Source organism: Burkholderia sp. BCC1993 (assembly GCF_905339865.1).
In the GTDB taxonomy this organism is placed as follows: domain Bacteria; phylum Pseudomonadota; class Gammaproteobacteria; order Burkholderiales; family Burkholderiaceae; genus Burkholderia.
This window is the reverse complement of the sequence record NZ_CAJPGZ010000006.1, coordinates 152,682-175,096: the sequence shown is the minus strand read 5'-3', so window position 1 is coordinate 175,096 and position 22,415 is coordinate 152,682. Positions and strand designations below refer to the sequence as shown.

Below are 22,415 nucleotides of genomic sequence, written 5' to 3'. Positions count from 1 at the left end.
CCCTCGCCGCTCCGGCCGACGCAGCACGGCATCCATCGGCCGGACGGCCGCTTTGCAGTGTTTGTCAAAATCCGCCGGAACCGGCGCCATGCAACGCGGTCGGCTTGCGTTTTCGCGCCCGATTGACGATCCTACGCACTTTCCGGCACGCGCCGCCTGTCGCGCGCGCCAGCCGGCGGCGATCCGCCCGTTGTGTCCGGTCCGGTCGCCGCGTCTCCCGGGGCTCGCACGCGTGTCCGCGTGCACCGCATCGGGGCAGCCGCATCGCGGGTCGCCGCGCATCGTCCGGCATCCCGACCAGCTTCACCGTTCTCGCCGGCGCCGCGCCGTGTGTTCCCGCCGGCATCCCGAACCCGCCCGTCGAGGGCTATCGCTATTCCGTTTATGTTTCGTTCCCTGACGACCCTGATCAAGAAGTGGCGCGCGTCGCGCAATGCGGGCCACCAGCTCGATGCGCTGCTCGCGCATGCCGACGCGGACGCGCCGTACGCCGAGCGCAGCGAATGGCTGATCGAGCTCGCGCACTGGCTGCGCCGCAACGGCGCGATGCAGGCCGCGCACGATACTCCGGCCGCACGCGACGCCGACGCACGCGCGTATCCGGCGCACGCGCGGCTGCGCTACCTGTTCCACGTACTCGACCGCAACCCGGCATGGAAATCGCACGCGGCGCGCATCCTGCGCGGGATCCTGCGCGAATGCGACGGCATCTCGCTGCTGTGCGACGCCGGGATGCCCGTGCATTCCGGTTTCTTCGGCGCGCTGTTCGAGCGCATCGACTCGTCGCTGATCCCGCCGGCGCCGAACCGCCGCGAGCTGACGGCGCTGTTCACGCTGATGTTCCCGACGCCGGAAGACGCGCAATGGATCGACGCGCTGCCCGACGACCTGCTCGCCCGCCTCGCCGAGCTGATCTCGTTCGACGTCACCGACGAAGAACGCCACGAGCCCGGCTCGTTCTCGCGCGACCTGCTGGCCGCGCTGCACAACCTGACCTGCCAGATCAGCTCGACCGGCCTGTCGCAGACGGTGCGCAGCCGCCTGTCCGACGACGACGCGCGCAAGCCGCTCGAAACGCAGCCGTTCTACCGCCTCACGCGTGCGATGCTCGCGGTCGAGACCGCCCACGCGGCCGTCGAGGACGGCGGCGACCCGAGCAAGCTGCTGCACGAGGTGAATTACCTGCGCATGCTGCTCGACGAATGCCGGATCGCGGTCGACGACGTGTTCGCGCACCTGTACCGCAACGGCGTGTCGGTCGACATCGTGTTCCAGGTCGAACGGATGCGCATGCGCATCCTGCGTGCGGAACTGCTGCTCAACGCGTGGATGGCACGCGACGACCTGCGCGGGATGGCGCGCCTGACGGCCGAGCTCGTCGACGCGAACCAGAACAGCCAGAGCGTGTCGCACCTCGTGCGCAGCAACTTCTCGCTGTTCGCGCGCAAGCTCGTCGAGACCAACGCGGACACCGGCGAGCACTACATCTCGCGCGGCCGCGCCGAGTACCTGAAGATGCTGCGGATGGCCGCGGGCGGCGGCCTCGTCACCGTCGCGACCGTGTGCGTGAAGTTCGCGATCACGGGCGCGCACCTCCAGTCGATGCTCGAAGGGCTGCTCGCGGGCGTCAACTACGCGGCGAGCTTCATGCTGATGCACTTCCTGCACTTCACGCTCGCGACCAAGCAGCCCGCGATGACCGCGCCGACGCTCGCGCGCGAGCTCGACGACACCGGTCACGAGGAAGGCGTGAAGGCGTTCGTCGCGTCGGTGATCGCGCTGATCCGCACGCAGGCCGCGGCGATCTCCGGCAACGTGCTCGTCGTGCTGCCCGTCTGTCTGCTCGTTCAACTGTTCGCGGGCAACCTGCTGCACGCGAACCTGATCTCGCCGGAAAAGGCGCACGCGACGCTGCATTCGTTCTCGCTGCTGGGCCCGACGCCGTTCTATGCGGCGCTCACGGGCGTGCTGCTGTGGGCGTCGAGCCTGCTCGCGGGATGGGCCGACAACTGGTTCGTGCTGCACCGGGTCGGCGACGCGCTCACGTACAACCGCCGCCTGCGGCTCACGCTCGGCGCGTCGGGCGCTGCGAAACTCGCGCACTTCTGCCGCTCGAACGTCGCGGGCGTGGTCGCCAACGTCGGCCTCGGCCTGATGCTCGGCCTGATCCCCGCGATCGTCACCGTGTTCCTGTTCCCGTTCGAGGTGCGGCACGTAACGCTGTCGGCCGGCTCGATCGGGATTGCCCTCGGCGTGCTCGGCAAGGGCGCGCTGAGTACGCCCGAACTCTGGTGGGCCTGCGCCGGCGTGCTGAGCATGGCAATCCTCAACGTGCTCGTGAGCTTCGCGCTCGCGTTCACGATGGCCGTGCGCTCGCGCAGCCTGCGCCGCACCAAGGTGCGCGCGCTGGTCGGTGCGATCGTCCGCACGGTGCTGTCGAAGCCGTCGGCGCTGTTCTGGCCGGCCGGCGGAACGGCCGCGCGGGCCGGCCAGACCGGCTCGCACTGAGCGTTTGGCGGCGGTGCGCCTGCCCGGGCGGGCGCCGCCGCGCGGCCCGGCGGGCCGCCCGTCACGGCCGGCCCACCCGCGCCGGCGTCCCGAATCGGATGCAACGCCGGCCCCGGGCGCCCGCGCCGCGTACAATAGTGGACTTTTGCACGTCCTCACCCGCCTTATGTCCTCGCCCACCCTGTACGAATTCTTCGCTCCCTGCCCGCGCGGCCTCGAAGCGGCGCTTGCCGCCGAGCTGGCCGAAATCGCCGGCCGCCATCTGGACGGCGCGCCGTTCACCGCGGGCGCGCAGGTGCCGGGCGGCGTCCATTTCCGCGGCGGCTGGGCCGCCGGCATGGCTGCGAACCTCCATTCGCGAATCGCGAGCCGGATCCTGCTGAAGATCGCGCACCGCCCGTACCGCAACGAACAGGACGTCTACGCGCTCGCGCTCGAGCAGCCGTGGGAACGCTGGTTCGCGTCGACGCAGACGCTGCGCATCGACATCACCGCAATCAAGTCGCCGCTGAAAAGTCTCGAATTCACGACGCTGCGCGTGAAGGACGCGATCTGCGACCGGATGCGCGACAAGACCGGTTCGCGCCCGAGCATCGACACCGGCGCGCCGGACGTGCGCGTGTTCGCGTTCCTGACGGCCACCGAGTGCACGCTGTACCTCGATACGTCGGGCGAGCCGTTGTTCAAGCGCGGCTGGCGCCTCGACAAGGGCGCGGCGCCGCTGCGCGAGAACCTCGCGGCCGGCATCCTGCGCCTGACGGGCTGGACGCCCGGCACGGCGCTGTACGACCCGATGTGCGGCAGCGGCACGTTCCTCGCGGAAGCCGCGCAGATCGCGCTCGGCGTCGCGCCGGGCGTCGAGCGCCGCTTCGGCTTCGAGAAGCTCAAGCAGTACGACATCACCGCATGGCAGGGCCTGAAGGTCCCGGCACTCGACGCGAAACGCGCGGCGCGCGGCAAGCGCGATGCGCTCGGCGTGTACGGCAGCGACATCTCGGGCGACATGCTCGAGAAGGCGCGCGCGAACCTCGAACGCGCGGGCGTGCCGTCGGTGTGGCTCAAGCAGGTCGACGCGCGCGGCATGACGCCGCCGTGCGACGGCCCGGGCATCATCCTCGCGAACCCGCCGTACGGCGAGCGGATCGAGGTGCGCGGCCGCAGCGCGCGCGGCGAGGTACGCGAGACGGGCCGCAACCGCGGCAACGACGACGCATTCCGCCGAACGCACACCGACGCGCCGGACAGCGAGTTCTTCAACGCGCTCGGCGATGCGCTCAAGCAGCGCTTCACCGGCTGGCAGGCGTTCCTGCTGACGTCGGACCGCTCGCTGCCGGGCCAGCTGCGCCTGCGCGAATCGGCGAAGACGCCGCTGTTCAACGGCGCGCTCGAATGCCGGCTGTTCCGCTTCGACCTGATCGCCGGCAGCGTGAAGGCACGCCCAGCGGCGCCGGAAGGCGACGCCTGATACGCGAGGCGACGGCTGCGGCCGCCTGCTGACACCCTGACGATGCCCGGCCAATCGGCCGGGCATTTTTCTTTCCGCCTCACCCTGGCGAGCGGCGCCACGCGTGCCGCCGCGGTGCCGCGCGGTCGTTGCGCGACCGAAGCCGCCATTTCTCAGCGTCATTTGTCAGCGTCGCCACGACTACTGACAGCACGCTGTCAGCAGCCCCCGATCACACTGCAATCCCGGCGCAATGCAAGGCTGGTTTCCATCAAGAACCCGAACAACACGGAGCTCGTCATGACGTCCGCAACTGCAACCGACACCGCAACCCTGGAACGCGCGATCGCGTGGTTCGACATCCCGTCCCTCGATTTCGACCGGGCGATCCGTTTCTACGAAACCGTGCTGCAGACGACGCTGCAGCGCGAAGTCATCGGCGGCGTGCCGATGGCCATGTTCGATCACGAAGCGTCGAGCACGGGCGGCAGCATCGTGTTCGATCCGCAGCAGATGAAGCCGAGCGCGAACGGCGTGCTCGTCTACCTGAACGCCGGCGAATCGGTCGTCGCGGCGCTCGAACGCGCGAAGCGCGCGGGCGGCGTCGTGCAGGGCTCGGTCGTCGAGTTGCCGAACAACTACGGCTACATCGGCTACCTGATCGACACCGAGGGCAATCGCGTCGGCCTGCACGCGCCGAAATGCCACTGAGCGCGTCCACCCTTCGGCCGGCGCGGCGCTATCATCGCGAAGTCCCCGTAGCCGTTGGAGTCGAGGTGCAGCCATGACGCGCCGTGCCGACCGCCTGTTCCAGATCGCCGAGCTGCTGCGCGGGCGGCGTCTCACGACCGCGCAGCAGCTCGCCGACTGGCTGTCGGTGTCGCCGCGCACGGTCTATCGCGACGTGCGCGACCTGCAGTTGTCGGGCGTGCCGATCGAAGGCGAAGCCGGCATCGGCTACCGGCTGAACCGCAACGCCAGCCTGCCGCCGCTCACGTTCACGGCCGAGGAGCTCGCGGCGCTCGCGGCCGGCGCGCGCATGCTCGAGACCTGGGGTGGCGCGCGCTTCGCAGGCGGCGCGCGTTCGGCGCTCGCGAAGATCGCGTCGGCGATGCCGGCCGACAAGCGCACCGCGCTCGATCGCCTGCCGGTGTTCGCGCCGTCGTTCCACATCGACGAGACGTTCTGCGCGAAGGTCGACGCGATCCACCAGGCGGTCGACACGCATCACGTCGTCAGCTTCGACTACCGCGACCGGCTCGGCGCGCACACGAAACGCCGCGTGTGGCCGCTCGGGCTCGTCTACTGGGGCGGACGCTGGACGATCGGCGCATGGTGCGAGCTGCGCGACGACTTCCGCACCTTCGACATCGCGCGGATGGGCGACATCTCCGTGCACGAGCAGTTTCCGGACATGGAAGGCCGGCGGATCGCCGACTACATGCGGATCGCGGAAGCGCCGATGCGCTGACGCGGGTAGGCTCGGGCCGCTGCCCGCTGAATGCCGCACCGCGACCTGGCTGTTCGACTGTCTGGCTGTCTGGTTGCCCGGTCGTTCGGCCGTTCAGCTGTCTGGTTGCGTGGCTATTCGGCTGTTCGGCTGTTCGGCTGTTCGGCTGTTCGGCTGTTCGGCTACCTGGTTGTCCGGCTGTCCGTCTGGCTGCCCGGCCGCCCGACTGTCAGGCCATCCCGCCGCCATTCGTACACCGGGGCGTCCGCGCCCCGGTCGCACCCGTCACTCGCCGAACACCACCGACCGCTTCGGCCGCTCGTCGACGTGCAGCGAAAACACGTCCGGGCGCGCATAGTGCCCGACCACATCGAAGTCGTAACGCGCGCGCACGAGTTCGTCGGTATCGATACGCGCGGTCACGAGCCCGGCCTCGCCGATCAGCGGTTCCGTCAGCAGGTCGCCGAGCGGCCCGACAATCACGCTGCCGCCGCGGATCAGCGGCCGCTCCGGATCCCAGCCCGGCACGTCGATGCCGAGCGCGCGCGGCGACGGCTGCACCTGGCAGGCGCTCACGACGAAGCAGCGTCCCTCGTGCGCGATGTGCCGCATCGAGCTTTGCCACAGGTCGCGCTCGTCGACGGTCGGCGCGCACCAGATCTGCACGCCTTTCGCATACATCGCGCAGCGCAGCAGCGGCATGTGGTTCTCCCAGCAGATCGCGGTGCCCGCGCGGCCCGCGGCCGTGTCGACCACCGGCAGCGTCGAGCCGTCGCCCTGCCCCCAGATCAGCCGTTCGGTGCCGGTCGGCATCAGCTTGCGGTGCTTCGCGACGAGCCCGTCGCGCGGATCGAAGAACAGCGCCGTGCAGTACAGCGTGCTGCCGCCGCGCTCGATCACGCCGACCACGAGGCTCGCGCCCGTGCGCTGCGACAGCGCGGCCAGTTCGTCGGTTTCGGGGCCCGGCACGTCGATCGCCTGCGCGGCGTAGCGCGCATACGCGTCGCGGCCCTCGGGCAGCCGGTAGCCGAGCCGCGTGCCGAAGATCTCGCCTTTCGGATAGCCGCCGAGCACGGCCTCGGGCAGCACGACGAGCGACGCGCCGCTGTCGCGGATCGCGGTTTCGTAACCGAGGATCGTGTCGAGCGTGGCGCGCGTGCCGGCGGGCGATGCGCCGATCTGCAGCGCGGCGATGACTGAGGTGGACATGAAGACGTCTCCGGTGAATGGGGTGACGCCATCTTTATCGATATCATTTCATCGATCAAATCGATACAACGATAACTGACATGAATACGGATGATATCGCCGGGCTCGACCTGAACCTGCTGAAGGTGTTCGAGGCGCTGTACGAGGAAGGCGGCGCGAGCCGCGCGGCGCTGCGGCTCGGCCTCACGCAGTCGGCCGTCAGCGCGGCGCTCGCGCGGCTGCGCGTGATCTACGCCGACCCGCTGTTCGTGCGCACCGGCCGCGGGCTCGCGCCGACGCCGCGCGCGGACGAGCTGAAGCCGCTCCTGTCCGACGCGCTCGACCGCTGCCGCGCGAGCCTCGCGATCGCGGCCGACAGCGGCGAGCGGGTCGGCCGCACGATCTCGATCGGGCTATCGGACGACTTCGAGATCGCGCTCGGCCGCGCGCTGATCGACGCGGTCGCGCGGGAAGCCGCGGGCATCCGGCTGATCTTCCGGCAGACCCACAGCGGCGTTGCGGGCGACGCGCTGCTGCGGCACGGCGTCGATCTCGCGATCGCGTCGGGCGGGTTCTCGGCGAACGGGCTCAGCCGGCGCGCGATCGCGACCGGCGGCTACGCATGCCTGATCGATCCGGCCGGCCGGGCGCGCGCGCCGCGCACGCTCGCGCTCGCCGATTTCCTGCAGCGCGATCACCTGCTCGTGTCGTCGGGCGGCGTGATCGGGATCGTCGACGAGGCGCTGGCCGCGCTCGGCCACAAGCGGCGCGTCGCGGCGTCGACCACGCATTTCGCGGCGCTACCGTACCTGCTCGCCGGCTCCGACGCGGTCGCGACGATACCGGCGCACGCGGCCCGCGCGATCGCGCAGTCGACGTCGCTGCGCGCGCTCGCGTGCCCGGTCGAGCTGCCGCGCTACCCGGTGGAAATCGGCTGGCGCACGAGCACGCAGCGCGACCCGGCGATCGTGCGCGTGCGGGACACGATCGCCGCCTGCGTCGCGACGATCGTCGCGCCATAAAAGGGCGCGATACGGCGTGCCCCCGTGAAGGGCTTTCATCCCGTTCGTCCCGTTCGTCCGGTTCACCCTATTCGTCCGGTTCGCCCCATTCGTCCGGTTTGCCCCCTTCGTCCGGCTTGCCCCCTTCGTCCGCTTCGCCCCATTCACCCGGCCCGCCGGTAGTCCGGCTCAGGAGCCGCGCCGTGCGGAATGCAGCACATGTCGTTCGACCTGCAATCGAACGGGCGACGGGCGAAAGCAACCGGGGTCGGATTCGTCTAACGTAATGGCCGGCAGCGTCCGGGCGCAACCGGTAAAATGCCGATCCATGAAACCCGAAATCTGGACCCCGCATGTGACCGTCGCGGCGCTCGTCGAGCGTGCCGGTCGCTTTCTCGTGATCGAGGAAGAAACCTCGACGGGCCTGCGCATCAACCAGCCGGCCGGCCATCTCGAGGCCGGCGAGACGCTCGCCGACGCCGTGATCCGCGAGACGCTCGAGGAAACCGCGCATCCGTTCGTCCCCGATGCGCTCGTCGGCGTCTATCTCGCGCACTACGACCGCCCCGGCAGCGCCGGCGCGACCTACCTGCGCTTCACGTTCTGCGGCACGGCCGGCGAGCCGCTGCCGGGCCACGTGCTCGACGACGGCATCGTCCGCACGCTGTGGATGAGCGCCGACGAGCTGCGCGCATGCAGCGAGCGTCACCGCTCGCCCGCGGTGATGCGCTGCGTCGACGACTATCTGGCCGGGCGGCGCATTCCGCTCGATTTCGTGCATACGCATTCGGTCGCGCCGCGTCCCGAAGCATTCGACCGTCAGGCGGTAAACAAATGAGCAAGCGCCGTGTAGTAGTGGGCATGTCGGGCGGCGTCGATTCGTCGGTGACCGCGTGGCTGCTGAAGGAACAGGGGTACGACGTGGTCGGCCTGTTCATGAAGAACTGGGAAGACGACGACGACGGCGAATACTGCTCGACGCGCCAGGACTGGATCGACGTGGTGTCGGTGGCCGACCTGATCGGCATCGACGTGGAAGCCGTGAACTTCGCGGCCGAATACAAGGACCGCGTGTTCGCCGAATTCCTGCGCGAATATTCGGCCGGCCGCACGCCGAACCCGGACGTGCTGTGCAACGCCGAGATCAAGTTCAAGGCGTTCCTCGACCACGCGATGTCGCTCGACGCGGAAATGATCGCGACCGGCCACTACGCGCGCGTGCGCGAGCGCGACGGCCGCTTCGAACTGCTGAAGGCATTCGATCATACGAAAGACCAGTCGTACTTCCTGCACCGGCTGAACCAGGCGCAACTGTCGAAGACGATGTTCCCGCTCGGCGAGATGCCGAAGACGAAGGTGCGCGAGATCGCCGCGCAGATCGGCCTGCCGAACGCGAAGAAGAAGGACTCGACCGGCATCTGCTTCATCGGCGAACGGCCATTCCGCGACTTCCTGAACCGCTATCTTCCGACGAAACCCGGCCCGATGAAGACGCCGGACGGCAAGGTGGTCGGCGAGCACATCGGCCTCGCGTTCTACACGTTCGGCCAGCGCAAGGGCATCGGCCTCGGCGGCAGCAAGGACGGCAGCGGCGAGCCGTGGTTCGTCGCGGCGAAGGACATCGCGTCGAACACGCTGTACGTCGTGCAGGGCCACGACCATCCGTGGCTGCTGTCGCGCGAGCTCGTCGCCGGCAACGTGAGCTGGGTCGCGGGCGAACCGCCGGCCGACGGCTTCGCGTGCGGCGCGAAGACGCGCTACCGGCAGGCCGATGCGGCATGCGCGTTCGGCGCCGCCGCACCCGGCCCGGCCGGCGAAGCCCGCTTCTCGCTCGCCTTCGACGACGCGCAGTGGGCCGTCACGCCCGGCCAGTCGGCCGTGCTGTACGACGGCGAGATCTGCCTCGGCGGCGGCATCATCGAGTTCGCGGCCACCGGCCAGCCCGGCCAGACGGCGCCGGCACCGGCGGCAGCCCGCACGGGCGCGCTCGCCGAAGCACGCTGACATCCATTCGGTTTAGACTTGCGGCACGCCGCGCCCGGCGGAACACGATTCCGCCGCGGCCGGTGCGCCGCCGCGCAGCGTACGCATGGCGGCATTTCAAGATTCTTACGGAGTCCCCATGCTTTCCAGACGCTACCTCGCGATGTGGTGCGCCGTCCTGCTGCTCGTTGCCGCGGCCGCACTCGCGTCGATCCACGTGCTTTCCTGGCTGTGGATCATCATCCCCGTCGCCCTCGTCGCCGTCGGCCTGTACGACCTGAACCAGGACCGTCACGCGATCCTGCGCAACTACCCGCTCTGGGGCCATTTCCGCTTCCTGTTCGAGTTCATCCGGCCTGAAATCCGCCAGTACTTCGTCGAGGACGACACCGACGAGAAACCGTTCTCGCGCGCGCAGCGCAGCCTCGTCTACCAGCGCGCGAAAAACGTCGCCGACAATCGCCCGTACGGCACCGAACTGAACGTGAAGGCCGTCGCGCACGAATGGATCAGCCACTCGCTCGCGCCGACGAAGCTGCCGAACCACGACTTCCGCATCCGGGTCGGCGCGAACCGCGCGCAGCCGTACGACATCTCGATCTTCAACATCTCGGCGATGAGCTTCGGCTCGCTGTCCGCGAACGCGATCCGCTCGCTGAACCTCGGCGCGAAGAAAGGCGGGTTCGCGCACGACACCGGCGAAGGCTCGCTGTCGAAGTACCACCGCGAGAACGGCGGCGACATCATCTGGGAAATCGCGTCCGGCTACTTCGGCTGCCGCAACGAGGACGGCACGTTCAACCCGGACAAGTTCGCGAAGCAGGCCGCCGATCCGCAGGTCAAGATGATCGAGATCAAGCTGTCGCAAGGCGCGAAGCCGGGCCACGGCGGCGTGCTGCCGGCCGCGAAGATCACGCCCGAGATCGCCGAGACGCGCGGCGTGCCGATGGGCAAGGACTGCATCTCGCCCGCGACGCACTCGCAATTCTCGTCGCCGCGCGGGCTGCTCGAATTCGTCGACCGGCTGCGCACGCTGTCGGGCGGCAAGCCGACCGGCTTCAAGCTGTGCATCGGCCATCCGTGGGAATTCTTCGGCATCGCGAAGGCGATGCTCGAGACCGGCATCGTGCCCGACTTCATCGTCGTCGACGGCGCGGAAGGCGGCACCGGCGCGGCGCCGCTCGAATTCACCGACCACGTCGGCGTGCCGCTGCAGGAAGGGTTGCTGCTCGTGCACAACACGCTCGTCGGGATCGGCGTGCGCGATCGCGTGAAGCTCGGCGCGAGCGGCAAGATCATCACCGCGTTCGACATCGCCCGCACGCTCGCGATCGGCGCGGACTGGGTGAACTCGGCGCGCGGCTTCATGTTCGCGGTCGGCTGCATCCAGGCGCAGCATTGCCACACCGACCGCTGCCCGACCGGCGTCGCGACGCAGGACCCGGTGCGCCAGCGCGCGCTCGTCGTGCCCGACAAGGCCGAGCGCGTGTACAACTTCCACCGCAATACGCTGCACGCACTGCAGGAACTCGTGCAGGCGGCCGGCCTCGGCCATCCGTCCGAGCTGCGCGCGCATCACATCGTGCAGCGCGTCGCGCCGCACGAGGTGCGGCTGATGTCGCAGCTGCTGAAGTACCTGAAGCCCGGCGCGCTGCTCGACGGCCAGACCTGCGGCTATACGCTGTACGACAAGTGGTGGCCGATCGCACGCAGCGATTCGTTCGTGCTCGGCGAAACCGTTTACACGTCGATCGAGTAACGCGCGATCGCCCGCCGCCGGGCGGCTCGCCAAAAAGAAAAGCGCCCCGCGGGGCGCTTTTCTCTTGTCTGCCCGATCCGCCGGCGGCGGCCGGTCAGCCTTGCGGCAGCGTGTCGACGAACGTCTGCCGCTGCGACAGCTTCACGAAATGCTTGTCGAGGTTCGGATGGCGGTCGCGCCAGTTGAGTTCGGGCACCCGGAAGTCGAGGTAGCCGAGCGCGCAGCCGAGTGCGATGTCAGCGAGCGTGTAATGATTACCGACGCACCACGTCTTGCCGCCGAGGCCCTGCGACATCGCGACGAGCGCGTCGTCGATCTTGCGCTGCTGGCGCGCAATCCAGCTCGCGCTGCGCTGCGCTTCGTCACGCAGCGTGTGTTCGAGACGGATCGCCACGGCCGCGTCGAGCACGCCGTCGCCCAGCGCTTCCCAGCACCGCACTTCGAGCCGTTCGCGCCCCGACGGCGGAATCAGCTTGCCGACCGGCGACAGCGTGTCGACGTATTCGCAGATCACGCGGGAATCGAACACCGCGGCACCATCCTCCATCACGAGACACGGGACCTTGCCGAGCGGATTCGATGCATGAATATCCGTCTCCGGCGCCCATACGTTCTCGAGCTCCAGCTTGTAGTCGATCTTCTTTTCAGCGAGCACGATCCGCGCCTTTCGGACGTACGGGCTGCTGAGCGAACCGATTAATTTCATCATCTGCCTTTTTAAGGGAACTGCCGAGAGTATACGTTGTCGCCGATCATAACCGGCCGGCGTGGCCCGATAGAAAATCGCCCGTCCGGCCTGTGGATGGTTTGCAACAGCCGCCGCCGAGCCCCGTCCGGCGCGGCTTGCGGCCGTGCCTCTCACGCGCCGCGTCCGGCGGCGCTACAATCGCACGATGAATGCGCCCCTCGATACCGCCATCGCCGTCGACGTCTACCGCCAGCGCCGCGAACGCGTGCTTGCCGCACTGCGCGCCGCGGGCGGCGGCGTCGCCATCGTTCCCACCGCGCCGGAAATGCTGCGCAACCGCGATACGGCCTTTCCGTACCGGCATGACAGCTACTTCCACTACCTGACGGGCTTCACCGAGCCGGATGCCGTGCTCGTGCTGAACGCGGCCGGGTCGCACGGCGCGCCGGAATCGATCCTGTTCTGCCGCGCGAAGAATGCCGACCGCGAGATCTGGGAAGGTTTCCATTACGGGCCCGAGGCCGCGCGCGATGCGTTCGGCTTCGACGCGGCCTACGCGGTCGACGTGATCGACACCGAGATGCCGCGCCTGCTCGCTGATGCGGGCACCGTGCACTACCGGTTCGGCGCGTCGGCCGAGTTCGACCGCCAGCTCGCCGGCTGGATCGATGCGGTGCGCGCGCAGGCGCGCAGCGGCGTCGCCGCACCGGACGCGCTGCTCGACCTCACGCCCCTGCTCGACGACATGCGGCTCGTGAAGGACGAACACGAACTCGCGATCATGATGCGTGCCGCACACATCTCCGCGCTCGCGCACCGTCGCGCGATGCAGGTGTGCCGCCCGGGGATCCGCGAGTACGAACTCGAGGCCGAGCTGCTGTACACGTTCCGCAAGCATGGCGCGCAGGCGCCCGCGTACGGCTCGATCGTCGCGGCCGGCGCGCACGCGTGCGTGCTGCACTACCCGGCCGGCAACGCGGCCGCGCGGGACGGCGACCTGATCCTGATCGATGCCGCGTGTGAACTCGACGGCTACGCGTCGGACATCACGCGCACGTTCCCGGCCAACGGGCGCTTCTCGCCCGCGCAGCGCACGCTGTACGACATCGTGCTCGCCGCGCAGCAGGCCGCGATCGACGCGACACGCGCGGGCGTGCCGTTCGAGGCGCCGCACGACGCGGCCGTGCGGGTGCTGGCGCAAGGGCTGCTCGATACCGGCATCGTCCCGAAGACGCGCTTCTCGAGCGTCGACGACGTAATCGCCGAGCGCGCGTACGCACGCTTCTACATGCACCGCACCGGCCACTGGATCGGCATGGACGTGCACGATTGCGGCGACTACCGCGAGCGGCTCGCCGCGCGCGACGCCAACGGCGCGCTGCCGTGGCGCACGTTGAAACCCGGCATGACGCTCACCGTCGAGCCGGGCCTGTACGTGCGGGCCGCCGACGACGTGCCGTCCGAATACTGGAACATCGGCATCCGCATCGAGGACGACGCGATCGTGCACGAGCACGGTTGCGAGCTGATCACGCGCGACGTGCCGGTGGCGGCCGACGAGATCGAGGCGCTGATGCGTGCGGGCGCGGCGCACGGCGCGTGAGCGTGCCGCAGGTTGCCATCGCGCCGATGCCGGGCCGCCGTTGGCCCGGTGTTGATCTGCTGTTGATCTGCTGTTGATCTGCTGTTGATCTGCTGTTGATCTGCTGTTGATCTGCTGTTGATCTGCTGTTGATCTGCTGTTGATCTGCCGTTGACCCGCAGTTGACCCGCAGTTGACCGTTACCCCGTTTCACGAACACTGATGACGACCGCTTCCTCCCCGGCCACGCCGGACTATGACCTCGCCATCGTCGGCGCGGGCCCCGTCGGGCTCGCGCTCGCCGGCTGGCTCGCCCGACGCAGCGCAACGCAGCACGCGTCGATCGCGCTGATCGACGCGCGCGAGCCGGCCGCGAGTGCGAACGACCCGCGCGCGATCGCCGTGTCGCACGGCAGCCGCGTGCTGCTCGACACGCTCGGATGGCCGGCCGACGCGACGCCGATCGAACACATCCACGTGTCGCAGCGCGGCCATTTCGGCCGCACGCTGATCGACCGCGACGAGCACGACCTCGCCGCGCTCGGCTACGTCGTGCGCTACGGCTCGATCGTGCAGGCGCTCGCACAGGCCGTGCGCGGCACGCGCGTCGACTGGCTCACCTCGACCACCGCACGCACGCCGCAACAGGACGCCGACGGCGTCACGCTGACGCTCGACGGCCCGCAAGGCGAGCGCACGCTGCGCGCGCGCATCGTCATCAACGCCGAAGGCGGGCTGTTCCACGAACAGCAGGCCGATACCGGCAAGCATCGCCGCGACTATGGCCAGACCGCGATCGTCGGCACGGTCACCGTCTCGGCACCGCGCCCGAACGTCGCCTGGGAGCGCTTCACGCACGAAGGCCCGCTCGCGCTGCTGCCGCTCGGTGGCCCGCGCCAGGCCGAGTATTCGCTCGTGTGGTGCTGCACGCCCGACGAGGCGGCCCGCCGTGCCGCCCTTCCCGACGACGCGTTCCTGCGCGAACTCGGCGCTGCATTCGGCGAGCGGATGGGCCAGTTCGTCGCGATCGCGGGGCGCGCATCGTTCCCGCTCGGGCTGAACGCGGCGCAGACGCTCGTCAACGGGCGCATCGCGATCGTCGGCAACGCCGCGCAAACGCTGCATCCGGTCGCCGGCCAGGGGCTCAACCTCGGGCTGCGCGATGCGCACACGCTCGTCGACGCGCTGTCCACGCAGGGCTTCGAAGCGACCGCGCTCGCCACCTTCAACGCACGGCGCGCGCTCGACCGGCGCTTCACGATCGGCGCGACGGACACGCTCGCGCGCCTGTTTACCGTCGACGCCGGACCCCTTCCGCTGCTGCGCGGCGCGGCGCTCACCGCGCTCGAATTCGTGCCGCCACTCAAGAAGGCGATCGCACGCCAGATGATGTTCGGCCAGCGCGACTGACACGCGGCGCGCCGCGCGTTGCGCGCCGTCAGGCCGCGCAAACCGGGTCAAATCGGCGGGGCATGGGAATACGGTAAAATAGCTGTTTTCCCTCTGCCCTTTTTTGCCCGCGACGCCCGGCGCTCGCGGGCGGTGCCATTGCGATGCCCGTTATCGGCTCTCACGTATTGCGTAACAACCTGTTCGTCGCCCCGATGGCCGGCGTGACGGATCGTCCGTTCCGCCAGCTGTGCAAGCGGCTGGGGGCCGGGTACGCCGTGTCCGAGATGGTCGCGTCCAATGCGCAGCTGTGGAAGAGCGCGAAGACGATGCGACGGGCGAACCACGAAGGCGAAGTCGAGCCGATCGCGGTGCAGATCGCCGGCGCCGATCCGGCGATGATGGCCGAAGCGGCCCGCTACAACGTCGACAACGGCGCGCAGATCATCGACATCAACATGGGCTGCCCGGCGAAGAAGGTCTGCAACGTCGCGGCCGGCTCCGCGCTGCTGCAGAACGAGCCGCTCGTGCAGCGGATCGTCGAGGCCGTCGTCGCGGCGGTCGGCACGGGGCCGGATGCGGTGCCCGTCACGCTGAAGATCCGCACCGGCTGGGATCGCGAGCACAAGAACGCGATCACGGTCGCGCGCCTCGCCGAGGCGGCCGGCGTCTCGATGCTGACCGTGCACGGCCGCACGCGCGCCGACCTCTACCGCGGCGACGCGGAATACGACACGATCGCGGCCGTGAAGGCGGCCGTGCGCATCCCGGTCGTCGCGAACGGCGATATCACGTCGCCGGCGAAAGCGAAGGCCGTGCTCGACGCCACCGGCGCCGACGCCCTGATGATCGGTCGCGCCGCGCAAGGCCGGCCGTGGCTGTTCCGTGAAATCGATCATTTCCTGCAAACCGGCGAGCTGCTGCCCCCGCCGCGGATCGACGAGATCCAGCAGGTGATGAACGAACACCTGGAAGACCACTACGCGTTCTATGGTGAATTCACGGGCGTCCGTACTGCGCGCAAGCACATCGGCTGGTACACTCGCGGCCTTTCCGGTGCCAACGGGTTCCGGCACAGGATGAACACGCTCGATTCCTCCCGCGAGCAGCTCGCCGCCGTCAATGCATTCTTCGAGGCGCAAAAGGCGCTGTCGGACCACCTCGTCTACGTCGATGACGAAGAGGAAAACGGCCAGGGCGAGTCGGACGACCATAACCAGTTAGCAGCATGAGCAAGCACAACATCGAACAATGTGTCCGCGAGAGCCTGGACGTGTATTTCCGGGATCTAGACGGCTCCAATCCGCACGACGTCTATGAAATGGTGATGTCCTGCGTCGAAAAGCCGATGCTCGAGGTCGTGCTCGTACAGGCCGGCGGCAACCAGTCGCTCGCCGCGGAGTACCTCGGCATCAATCGCAATACGCTGCGCAAGAAGCTGCAGCAGCACGGCCTGCTGTAGGCGGCCGTCCCGTCCCCGTTTCCCTGGCTATTGGTGGTTCCATCATGATCAAGCAAGCGCTCATTTCCGTTTCCGACAAGACCGGCATCGTCGACTTCGCGAAGTCGCTGTCCGACCTCGGCGTCAAACTGCTGTCGACCGGCGGCACCGCGAAACTCCTCGCCGACGCGGGCCTGCCCGTGACCGAAGTCGCTGACTACACGGGCTTCCCGGAAATGCTCGATGGGCGCGTGAAGACGCTCCACCCGAAGGTGCACGGCGGCATCCTCGCCCGCCGCGACCTGCCCGAGCACATGCAGGCGCTGGAGCAGCACGGCATCCCGACGATCGACCTGCTGGTCGTGAACCTGTATCCGTTCGTCGCGACGATCGCGAAGGACGACTGCACGCTCGCCGACGCGATCGAGAACATCGACATCGGCGGCCCGACGATGCTGCGCTCGGCCGCGAAGAACCACCGCGACGTGACGGTCGTCGTCGACCCGGCCGACTACGCGGTCGTGCTCGACGAAATGAAGGCGAACGGCAACGCGATCGGCTATGCGACCAACTTCCGCCTCGCGACCAAGGTGTTCGCGCACACCGCGCAATACGACGGCGCGATCACGAACTACCTGACGAGCCTGACCGACGAGCTGCAGCACGCATCGCGCAGCGCATACCCGGCCACGCTGAACATCGCGTTCGACAAGGTGCAGGACCTGCGCTACGGCGAGAACCCGCACCAGAGCGCGGCGTTCTACCGCGACCTCGCGGCGCCGGCCGGCGCACTGGCGAACTACCGCCAGTTGCAGGGCAAGGAACTGTCGTACAACAACATCGCGGATTCGGACGCGGCGTGGGAATGCGTGAAGACGTTCGACGCGCCGGCCTGCGTGATCATCAAGCACGCGAACCCGTGCGGCGTCGCGGTCGGCAACGACTCGGCCGACGCATACGCGAAGGCATTCCAGACCGACCCGACATCGGCATTCGGCGGCATCATCGCGTTCAACCGCGAAGTCGACGAGACGGCCGCACAGGCGGTGGCCAAGCAGTTCGTCGAAGTGCTGATCGCGCCGTCGTTCACGGACGCCGCGAAGCAGGTGTTCGCCGCGAAGCAGAACGTGCGCCTGCTCGAAATCGCGCTCGGCGACGGCCATAACGCGTTCGACCTGAAGCGCGTGGGCGGCGGCCTGCTCGTGCAGTCGCTCGATTCGAAGAACGTGCAGCCGAGCGAGCTGCGCGTCGTCACGAAGCGTCAACCGACCGCGAAGGAAATGGACGACCTGCTGTTCGCATGGCGCGTCGCGAAGTACGTGAAGTCGAACGCGATCGTGTTCTGCGGCAACGGCATGACGCTCGGCGTCGGCGCAGGCCAGATGAGCCGCGTCGATTCGGCACGCATCGCGAGCATCAAGGCGCAGAACGCGGGCCTCACGCTGGCCGGCTCGGCCGTCGCGTCGGATGCGTTCTTCCCGTTCCGCGACGGTCTCGACGTCGTCGTGGCGGCAGGCGCGACCTGCGTGATCCAGCCGGGCGGCTCGATGCGCGACGACGAAGTGATCGCGGCGGCCGACGAGCACGGCATCGCGATGATCCTGACGGGCGTGCGCCACTTCCGTCACTGATCGCACGCGGCCCGCGCGGCCGCCGCACGAAGACCCGGCGGCATCATCCCCGCCGGGTTTTTTATTGCGCGGCGCCGGCGCACGCAGCTGCGCGGCCGGCCCCGCGCACCATTCGTTGTAGTATCGCGGCATCAGGTTTTTCTCCTCACTCATGCGAATTCTCGGCATCGACCCCGGCCTGCGCGTCACCGGCTTCGGCGTCATCGACGTCAGCGGCCACCGGCTCGCCTATGTCGCAAGCGGCGTGATCCGCACGCCCACGGCCGACCTGGCCACCCGGCTCGGCACGATCTTCCAGGGCGTATCGACGCTCGTGCGTGAACACGCGCCCGACCAGGCCGCGATCGAACAGGTGTTCGTGAACGTGAACCCGCAGTCGACGCTGCTGCTCGGCCAGGCGCGCGGTGCCGCGATCTGCGGGCTCGTCTCCGGCGGCCTGCCGGTGGCGGAATACACCGCGCTGCAACTGAAGCAGGCGGTCGTCGGTTACGGCCGCGCGACCAAGTCGCAGATGCAGGAGATGGTCACGAGGCTGCTCAACCTGACCGGCCAGCCCGGAAGCGACGCGGCCGACGCGCTCGGGATGGCGATCTGCCACGCGCACAGCGGCAATACGCTCGGCACGATCAGCGGCCTCGCGCCGGCGCTCGCGAAAAGGGGGCTGCGCGTGCGGCGCGGACGGCTCGTCGGCTGACGCGACGGCACGCATCCCTTCGGCGCGGCGCGCGGCCACCCGCATCGCGCGCATTGCGCCTGCCACCGTCCTGCCTGCCTACCCGCCCGCCTGATCGCCTGATCGCCCCGCGTCGCGCACGCGCCGCGCGGCGCCCTGGCCTGACGGCCAACCCATCGGCATCGCGCCGCACCTGCGCTACACTCGCGCTTTCTTCCTCGCATCCCGCCATCCATGATCGGTCGCATCGCCGGCATCCTGCTCGAAAAGAATCCGCCTCACCTGCTCGTCGACTGCAACGGCGTCGGCTACGAAATCGACGTACCGATGAGCACCTTCTACAACCTGCCGCAAACGGGCGAGCGCGTCGTGCTGCTCACGCAGCAGATCGTGCGCGAGGACGCGCACCTGCTGTACGGCTTCCTGACGCCGCAGGAGCGCACGACCTTCCGCGAACTGCTGAAGATCACCGGCATCGGCGCGCGCATGGCGCTGGCCGTGCTGTCCGGCATGAGCGTGCAGGAGCTCGCGCAGGCGGTGACGATGCAGGACGCCGCGCGTCTCACGCGCCTGCCCGGCATCGGCAAGAAGACCGCCGAGCGCCTGCTGCTCGAGCTGAAGGGCAAGCTGGGCGCGGACCTCGGCGCGCTCGCCGGCGCCGCGTCCCAGTCCGACCACGCGACCGACATCCTCAACGCGCTGCTCGCGCTCGGCTATTCCGAAAAGGAAGGCCTCGCCGCGATCAAGAACGTGCCGGCCGGCACCGGCGTGTCCGAAGGCATCAAACTCGCGCTCAAGGCACTGTCGAAGGTGTAACGGCCGCCCGAGCCGGCTGTCGGAGCCAGTGTCGCGCCGTCGCGCGGCACGCGCCAGTCGGCCGCTCGGCCAGTTCGGCCGCGTGACGGCGCGCGGTACAATGGCCGCATGATTGAAACCGACAAACTCGCCGCCGAGCGGATCATCGCCGCCACGCCCGCCTCGTCGCACGAGGAGGTGTTCGAACGCGCGCTGCGGCCGCGCCAGCTCGACGACTACGTCGGCCAGGAAAAGGTGCGCGGCCAGCTCGAGATCTTCATCGAGGCCGCGAAGCGCCGCGCCGAGCCGCTCGACCACGTGCTGCTGTTCGGGCCGCCGGGCCTCGGCAAGACCACCCTCGCGCACATCATCGCGCGCGAGATGGGCGTGAACCTGCGCCAGACGTCGGGCCCCGTGCTCGAACGCGCGGGCGATCTCGCCGCGCTGCTGACCAACCTCGAAGCGAACGACGTGCTGTTCATCGACGAGATCCACCGGCTGTCGCCGGTCGTCGAGGAAATCCTGTATCCGGCGCTCGAGGATTACCAGATCGACATCATGATCGGCGAAGGGCCGGCCGCGCGCAGCGTGAAGCTCGACCTGCAGCCGTTCACGCTGGTCGGCGCGACCACGCGTGCGGGGATGCTGACCAACCCGCTGCGCGATCGCTTCGGGATCGTCGCGCGCCTCGAGTTCTACGATGCCGAGCAGTTGTCGCGCATCGTGCGGCGCTCGGCGTCGCTCCTGAACGCGCAGATCGATCCGCACGGCGCGCTGGAGATCGCGAAGCGCTCGCGCGGCACGCCACGGATCGCGAACCGGCTGCTGCGCCGCGTGCGCGACTACGCGGAAGTGAAGGCCGACGGCCAGATCACCGCGGCCGTCGCCGACGCCGCGCTCGCGATGCTCGACGTCGATCCGGTCGGCTTCGACCTGATGGACCGCAAACTGCTCGAGGCGATCCTGCACAAGTTCGACGGCGGCCCGGTCGGCATCGACAACCTCGCGGCGGCGATCGGCGAGGAGCGCGACACGATCGAGGACGTGCTCGAACCGTACCTGATCCAGCAGGGCTTCCTGCAGCGCACGCCGCGCGGGCGCATCGCGACGCTGCTCACGTATCGCCACTTCGGGCTCTCCGCGCCCGATGCCGGCAACCCCGAACGCGGGATGTGGGATACCGCCGACGGGAAGTAACCCGCTGCCCGCGCCAAGCTCGCCATGACCACGCCGCCCAGCCCGCACCGCGCCTCGCCCACACCGGGCCCGCGCTGGGTCGAACCGATCCGCAAGCGGCTCGTGGCCGGCATCACGCACCTGACGACGGGCGGCGGCGGTCCGTCTATCGATCTCTCATCGCCGCCCGGAGACCCGGGGCTGTTCGGCCCCGACGCGATCTGCTGGCGCGTGCATGCCGATTTCACGTCGATGATGACGGGCGGCATTGCCGCGCTGCTGCTGCAGGCGCTCCATCCGCTCGCGCTCGCGGGCGTCTGGGATCACTCGTCGTTTCGCACCGACATCCTCGGCCGCTTGCGGCGCACCGCCACGTTCATCACGGGCACGACGTTCGGCAGCCGCGCGGACGCACTCGCGCTCATCGAGCGCGTGAAAACGATCCACGCGCGCATATCGGGCACCGCGCCCGACGGCCGGCCGTATCGAGCCGACGATCCGGCGTTGCTGACCTGGGTGCATGTCGCGGAAGTTTCGAGCTTCCTCGCTGCGCATTTGCGCTATGTGAATCCGTCGCTGTCGGGCGAGCTGCAGGACGGCTACTACGCTGAAACGGCATTGATCGCGGAGTTGCTCGGCGCCCGGGATGTGCCCCGTTCACGCGCCGAGGTAGCGGCCTATTTCGCGCGCATGCTGCCCGAACTCGAAGCCGGGCCGCACACCTTCGAGGTCATGGACATCCTGCTGAACGTGCCGGTCGCAACGCCCGCGCTGCGACCGGCCGCGTCGCTGATCATGCATGCGGGAATCGACCTGCTGCCGCCCTGGGCGCAGCGCATGCTCGACGTGTCGACGTTCGCGCCGCTGCGACGCGCGGTGGTCCGGCCCGGTGTGCGGGCAGTCGCGCCCGTGCTGCGCTGGGCGCTCGTCAACGGCGCGTCGAAGCGCGCACGCCGCCGCGCCACCGCGACACCGCCCGACGGTACCCCGCCCGCCTGACGATCGGCTTCTTCCGCCGGGGTGGAGCCGGTACGACCGGATCAGAGTACCTTGCGATACCCGTCATCGTCGTCGCTCGCGGCGTCCAGGTGCGACACGTCGGCCCATTGCACGACCTGCGCGCGACCATCGACGTAATCGACGACGTTGATGCTCGTGTTGAGCAGCTGATAGCTGCGCGGCGCCGACAGGTCGATACCGTTTGCAAAGCGGTACACGCAGTCGAGCACGCCGCCGTGTGCGACACACGCGATCCGGTCGCCCGGATGCGCGGCGACGATCGGCTCGAGCGCATGCAGCACGCGATGATAGAGCTCGCGCTGCGACTCGCCGCCGTCGGGCGCGAAGCCCGGGTCGCGCGTCTGCCACGCGGCGTAGGCGTCCGGAAACAGCATCTCGATCTCGGTGCTGTCATGCCCCTGGAACACGCCGTACGCGCGTTCGCGCAACCCTTCGCGCAACTGCAGCGGCAGCCCGAGCGCATCGGCAAAGGGTTGCGCGGTTTGTTGCGCGCGCATCAGGTCGCTCGAATAGATCGCGTCGATCCGCTGTCCTTCGCGCGCGTCCCGCGCGAGCCGGACGGCCAGCCGCTGCGCCTGCGCGAGCCCCGTGTCGGCCAGCGGAATGTCGATATGGCCCTGGATGCGCTTGATGCGGTTCCAGGCCGTCTCGCCATGGCGAATGAAGAGAATCTGCGTGGTGGCCATC

The 22,415-nt window shown here is 69.0% G+C and carries 20 protein-coding genes; 17 read left to right on the top strand and 3 right to left on the bottom strand.

What is annotated here, in order from left to right; all coding sequences use genetic code 11:
- The first annotated feature begins 384 nt into the window (after positions 1-384).
- From U4Y91_RS11755 to U4Y91_RS11740, 4 genes are all read left to right on the top strand, one after another.
- Positions 385-2,508: a site-specific recombinase gene (locus U4Y91_RS11755; protein WP_321805200.1), complete on the top strand. Its 2,124-nt coding sequence runs from the start codon at positions 385-387 to the stop codon at positions 2,506-2,508.
- A 166-nt stretch (positions 2,509-2,674) separates the two neighbouring features.
- Positions 2,675-3,973, top strand: a complete 1,299-nt coding sequence (locus U4Y91_RS11750) for a class I SAM-dependent RNA methyltransferase (RefSeq protein ID WP_321805199.1) — start codon at positions 2,675-2,677, stop codon at positions 3,971-3,973.
- Positions 3,974-4,252: 279 nt separating this feature from the next.
- Positions 4,253-4,663 carry a VOC family protein gene (locus U4Y91_RS11745; RefSeq protein ID WP_044848270.1) on the top strand — a complete coding sequence of 137 codons (411 nt, stop codon included), beginning with the start codon at positions 4,253-4,255 and terminating at the stop codon, positions 4,661-4,663.
- 73 nt (positions 4,664-4,736) lie between these two features.
- Positions 4,737-5,423: a helix-turn-helix transcriptional regulator gene (locus tag U4Y91_RS11740; RefSeq protein ID WP_044848271.1), complete on the top strand. Its 687-nt coding sequence runs from the start codon at positions 4,737-4,739 to the stop codon at positions 5,421-5,423.
- 264 nt (positions 5,424-5,687) lie between these two features.
- Here the strand turns inward: U4Y91_RS11740 and U4Y91_RS11735 are convergent, their stop codons facing one another.
- Positions 5,688-6,611: a carbon-nitrogen hydrolase family protein gene (locus tag U4Y91_RS11735; RefSeq protein ID WP_321805198.1), complete on the bottom strand. Its 924-nt coding sequence runs from the start codon at positions 6,609-6,611 to the stop codon at positions 5,688-5,690.
- An 80-nt stretch (positions 6,612-6,691) separates the two neighbouring features.
- On the opposite strand from U4Y91_RS11735, the gene U4Y91_RS11730 reads away from it, so the two are divergent.
- From U4Y91_RS11730 to U4Y91_RS11715, 4 genes are all read left to right on the top strand, one after another.
- Positions 6,692-7,612, top strand: a complete 921-nt coding sequence (locus U4Y91_RS11730) for a LysR family transcriptional regulator (protein ID WP_321805197.1) — start codon at positions 6,692-6,694, stop codon at positions 7,610-7,612.
- A gap of 307 nt (positions 7,613-7,919) precedes the next feature.
- Positions 7,920-8,429: an NUDIX hydrolase gene (locus tag U4Y91_RS11725; RefSeq protein WP_321805196.1), complete on the top strand. Its 510-nt coding sequence runs from the start codon at positions 7,920-7,922 to the stop codon at positions 8,427-8,429.
- Positions 8,426-9,595, top strand: a complete 1,170-nt coding sequence (mnmA, locus tag U4Y91_RS11720) for a tRNA 2-thiouridine(34) synthase MnmA (RefSeq protein ID WP_321805195.1) — start codon at positions 8,426-8,428, stop codon at positions 9,593-9,595. Before U4Y91_RS11725 ends, mnmA begins: the two co-directional genes overlap by 4 nt.
- Before the next feature lie 118 nt (positions 9,596-9,713).
- On the top strand, positions 9,714-11,333 hold the full coding sequence (locus tag U4Y91_RS11715) for an FMN-binding glutamate synthase family protein (protein WP_321805194.1): 1,620 nt from the start codon (positions 9,714-9,716) through the stop codon (positions 11,331-11,333).
- Between the two features lie 94 nt (positions 11,334-11,427).
- Here U4Y91_RS11715 and U4Y91_RS11710 read toward each other — a convergent pair whose 3' ends face one another.
- Entirely contained in the window at positions 11,428-12,039 is a 612-nt protein-coding gene (locus tag U4Y91_RS11710; RefSeq protein WP_321805341.1) for a glutathione S-transferase family protein, read from the bottom strand.
- 187 nt (positions 12,040-12,226) lie between these two features.
- Between U4Y91_RS11710 and U4Y91_RS11705 the strand changes: the two genes are divergently transcribed.
- The 9 genes from U4Y91_RS11705 to U4Y91_RS11665 all read left to right on the top strand — a co-directional run bounded on the left by U4Y91_RS11705 (position 12,227) and on the right by U4Y91_RS11665 (position 21,707).
- Positions 12,227-13,624, top strand: a complete 1,398-nt coding sequence (locus U4Y91_RS11705; protein WP_321805193.1) for an aminopeptidase P N-terminal domain-containing protein — start codon at positions 12,227-12,229, stop codon at positions 13,622-13,624.
- 201 nt (positions 13,625-13,825) lie between these two features.
- The gene (locus tag U4Y91_RS11700) at positions 13,826-15,013 is read left to right on the top strand and encodes a UbiH/UbiF/VisC/COQ6 family ubiquinone biosynthesis hydroxylase (protein ID WP_321805192.1); all 1,188 of its coding nucleotides are present in this window, start codon (positions 13,826-13,828) and stop codon (positions 15,011-15,013) included.
- A 143-nt stretch (positions 15,014-15,156) separates the two neighbouring features.
- Positions 15,157-16,224 carry a tRNA dihydrouridine synthase DusB gene (dusB, locus tag U4Y91_RS11695; protein ID WP_321805191.1) on the top strand — a complete coding sequence of 356 codons (1,068 nt, stop codon included), beginning with the start codon at positions 15,157-15,159 and terminating at the stop codon, positions 16,222-16,224.
- Positions 16,221-16,454, top strand: a complete 234-nt coding sequence (locus tag U4Y91_RS11690; RefSeq protein WP_006476892.1) for a Fis family transcriptional regulator — start codon at positions 16,221-16,223, stop codon at positions 16,452-16,454. Before dusB ends, U4Y91_RS11690 begins: the two co-directional genes overlap by 4 nt.
- Before the next feature lie 44 nt (positions 16,455-16,498).
- Positions 16,499-18,064, top strand: a complete 1,566-nt coding sequence (purH, locus tag U4Y91_RS11685; protein ID WP_321805190.1) for a bifunctional phosphoribosylaminoimidazolecarboxamide formyltransferase/IMP cyclohydrolase — start codon at positions 16,499-16,501, stop codon at positions 18,062-18,064.
- A gap of 151 nt (positions 18,065-18,215) precedes the next feature.
- Positions 18,216-18,758, top strand: coding sequence for a crossover junction endodeoxyribonuclease RuvC (ruvC, locus tag U4Y91_RS11680; RefSeq protein WP_321805189.1), 543 nt, complete (start codon positions 18,216-18,218; stop codon positions 18,756-18,758).
- Between the two features lie 213 nt (positions 18,759-18,971).
- Positions 18,972-19,553 carry a Holliday junction branch migration protein RuvA gene (gene ruvA / locus U4Y91_RS11675; protein ID WP_044848281.1) on the top strand — a complete coding sequence of 194 codons (582 nt, stop codon included), beginning with the start codon at positions 18,972-18,974 and terminating at the stop codon, positions 19,551-19,553.
- A gap of 108 nt (positions 19,554-19,661) precedes the next feature.
- A complete protein-coding gene (ruvB, locus tag U4Y91_RS11670) occupies positions 19,662-20,729 on the top strand; it encodes a Holliday junction branch migration DNA helicase RuvB (protein WP_321805188.1) in 1,068 nt (355 codons plus the stop codon).
- Positions 20,730-20,753: 24 nt separating this feature from the next.
- Positions 20,754-21,707: an oxygenase MpaB family protein gene (locus U4Y91_RS11665; protein ID WP_321805187.1), complete on the top strand. Its 954-nt coding sequence runs from the start codon at positions 20,754-20,756 to the stop codon at positions 21,705-21,707.
- A gap of 41 nt (positions 21,708-21,748) precedes the next feature.
- Here the strand turns inward: U4Y91_RS11665 and U4Y91_RS11660 are convergent, their stop codons facing one another.
- Positions 21,749-22,414, bottom strand: a complete 666-nt coding sequence (locus U4Y91_RS11660) for a histidine phosphatase family protein (RefSeq protein WP_321805186.1) — start codon at positions 22,412-22,414, stop codon at positions 21,749-21,751.
- Between the last annotated feature and the right edge of the window lies 1 nt (position 22,415).

Coding starts and splice junctions, on each gene's coding strand:
- U4Y91_RS11755 (WP_321805200.1), top strand. CDS start 385: ATGTTTCGTTCCCTGACGACCCTGATCAAGAAGTGGCGCGCGTCGCGC.
- U4Y91_RS11750 (WP_321805199.1), top strand. CDS start 2,675: ATGTCCTCGCCCACCCTGTACGAATTCTTCGCTCCCTGCCCGCGCGGC.
- U4Y91_RS11745 (WP_044848270.1), top strand. CDS start 4,253: ATGACGTCCGCAACTGCAACCGACACCGCAACCCTGGAACGCGCGATC.
- U4Y91_RS11740 (WP_044848271.1), top strand. CDS start 4,737: ATGACGCGCCGTGCCGACCGCCTGTTCCAGATCGCCGAGCTGCTGCGC.
- U4Y91_RS11735 (WP_321805198.1), bottom strand. CDS start 6,611: ATGTCCACCTCAGTCATCGCCGCGCTGCAGATCGGCGCATCGCCCGCC.
- U4Y91_RS11730 (WP_321805197.1), top strand. CDS start 6,692: ATGAATACGGATGATATCGCCGGGCTCGACCTGAACCTGCTGAAGGTG.
- U4Y91_RS11725 (WP_321805196.1), top strand. CDS start 7,920: ATGAAACCCGAAATCTGGACCCCGCATGTGACCGTCGCGGCGCTCGTC.
- mnmA (WP_321805195.1), top strand. CDS start 8,426: ATGAGCAAGCGCCGTGTAGTAGTGGGCATGTCGGGCGGCGTCGATTCG.
- U4Y91_RS11715 (WP_321805194.1), top strand. CDS start 9,714: ATGCTTTCCAGACGCTACCTCGCGATGTGGTGCGCCGTCCTGCTGCTC.
- U4Y91_RS11710 (WP_321805341.1), bottom strand. CDS start 12,039: ATGAAATTAATCGGTTCGCTCAGCAGCCCGTACGTCCGAAAGGCGCGG.
- U4Y91_RS11705 (WP_321805193.1), top strand. CDS start 12,227: ATGAATGCGCCCCTCGATACCGCCATCGCCGTCGACGTCTACCGCCAG.
- U4Y91_RS11700 (WP_321805192.1), top strand. CDS start 13,826: ATGACGACCGCTTCCTCCCCGGCCACGCCGGACTATGACCTCGCCATC.
- dusB (WP_321805191.1), top strand. CDS start 15,157: ATGCCCGTTATCGGCTCTCACGTATTGCGTAACAACCTGTTCGTCGCC.
- U4Y91_RS11690 (WP_006476892.1), top strand. CDS start 16,221: ATGAGCAAGCACAACATCGAACAATGTGTCCGCGAGAGCCTGGACGTG.
- purH (WP_321805190.1), top strand. CDS start 16,499: ATGATCAAGCAAGCGCTCATTTCCGTTTCCGACAAGACCGGCATCGTC.
- ruvC (WP_321805189.1), top strand. CDS start 18,216: ATGCGAATTCTCGGCATCGACCCCGGCCTGCGCGTCACCGGCTTCGGC.
- ruvA (WP_044848281.1), top strand. CDS start 18,972: ATGATCGGTCGCATCGCCGGCATCCTGCTCGAAAAGAATCCGCCTCAC.
- ruvB (WP_321805188.1), top strand. CDS start 19,662: ATGATTGAAACCGACAAACTCGCCGCCGAGCGGATCATCGCCGCCACG.
- U4Y91_RS11665 (WP_321805187.1), top strand. CDS start 20,754: ATGACCACGCCGCCCAGCCCGCACCGCGCCTCGCCCACACCGGGCCCG.
- U4Y91_RS11660 (WP_321805186.1), bottom strand. CDS start 22,414: ATGGCCACCACGCAGATTCTCTTCATTCGCCATGGCGAGACGGCCTGG.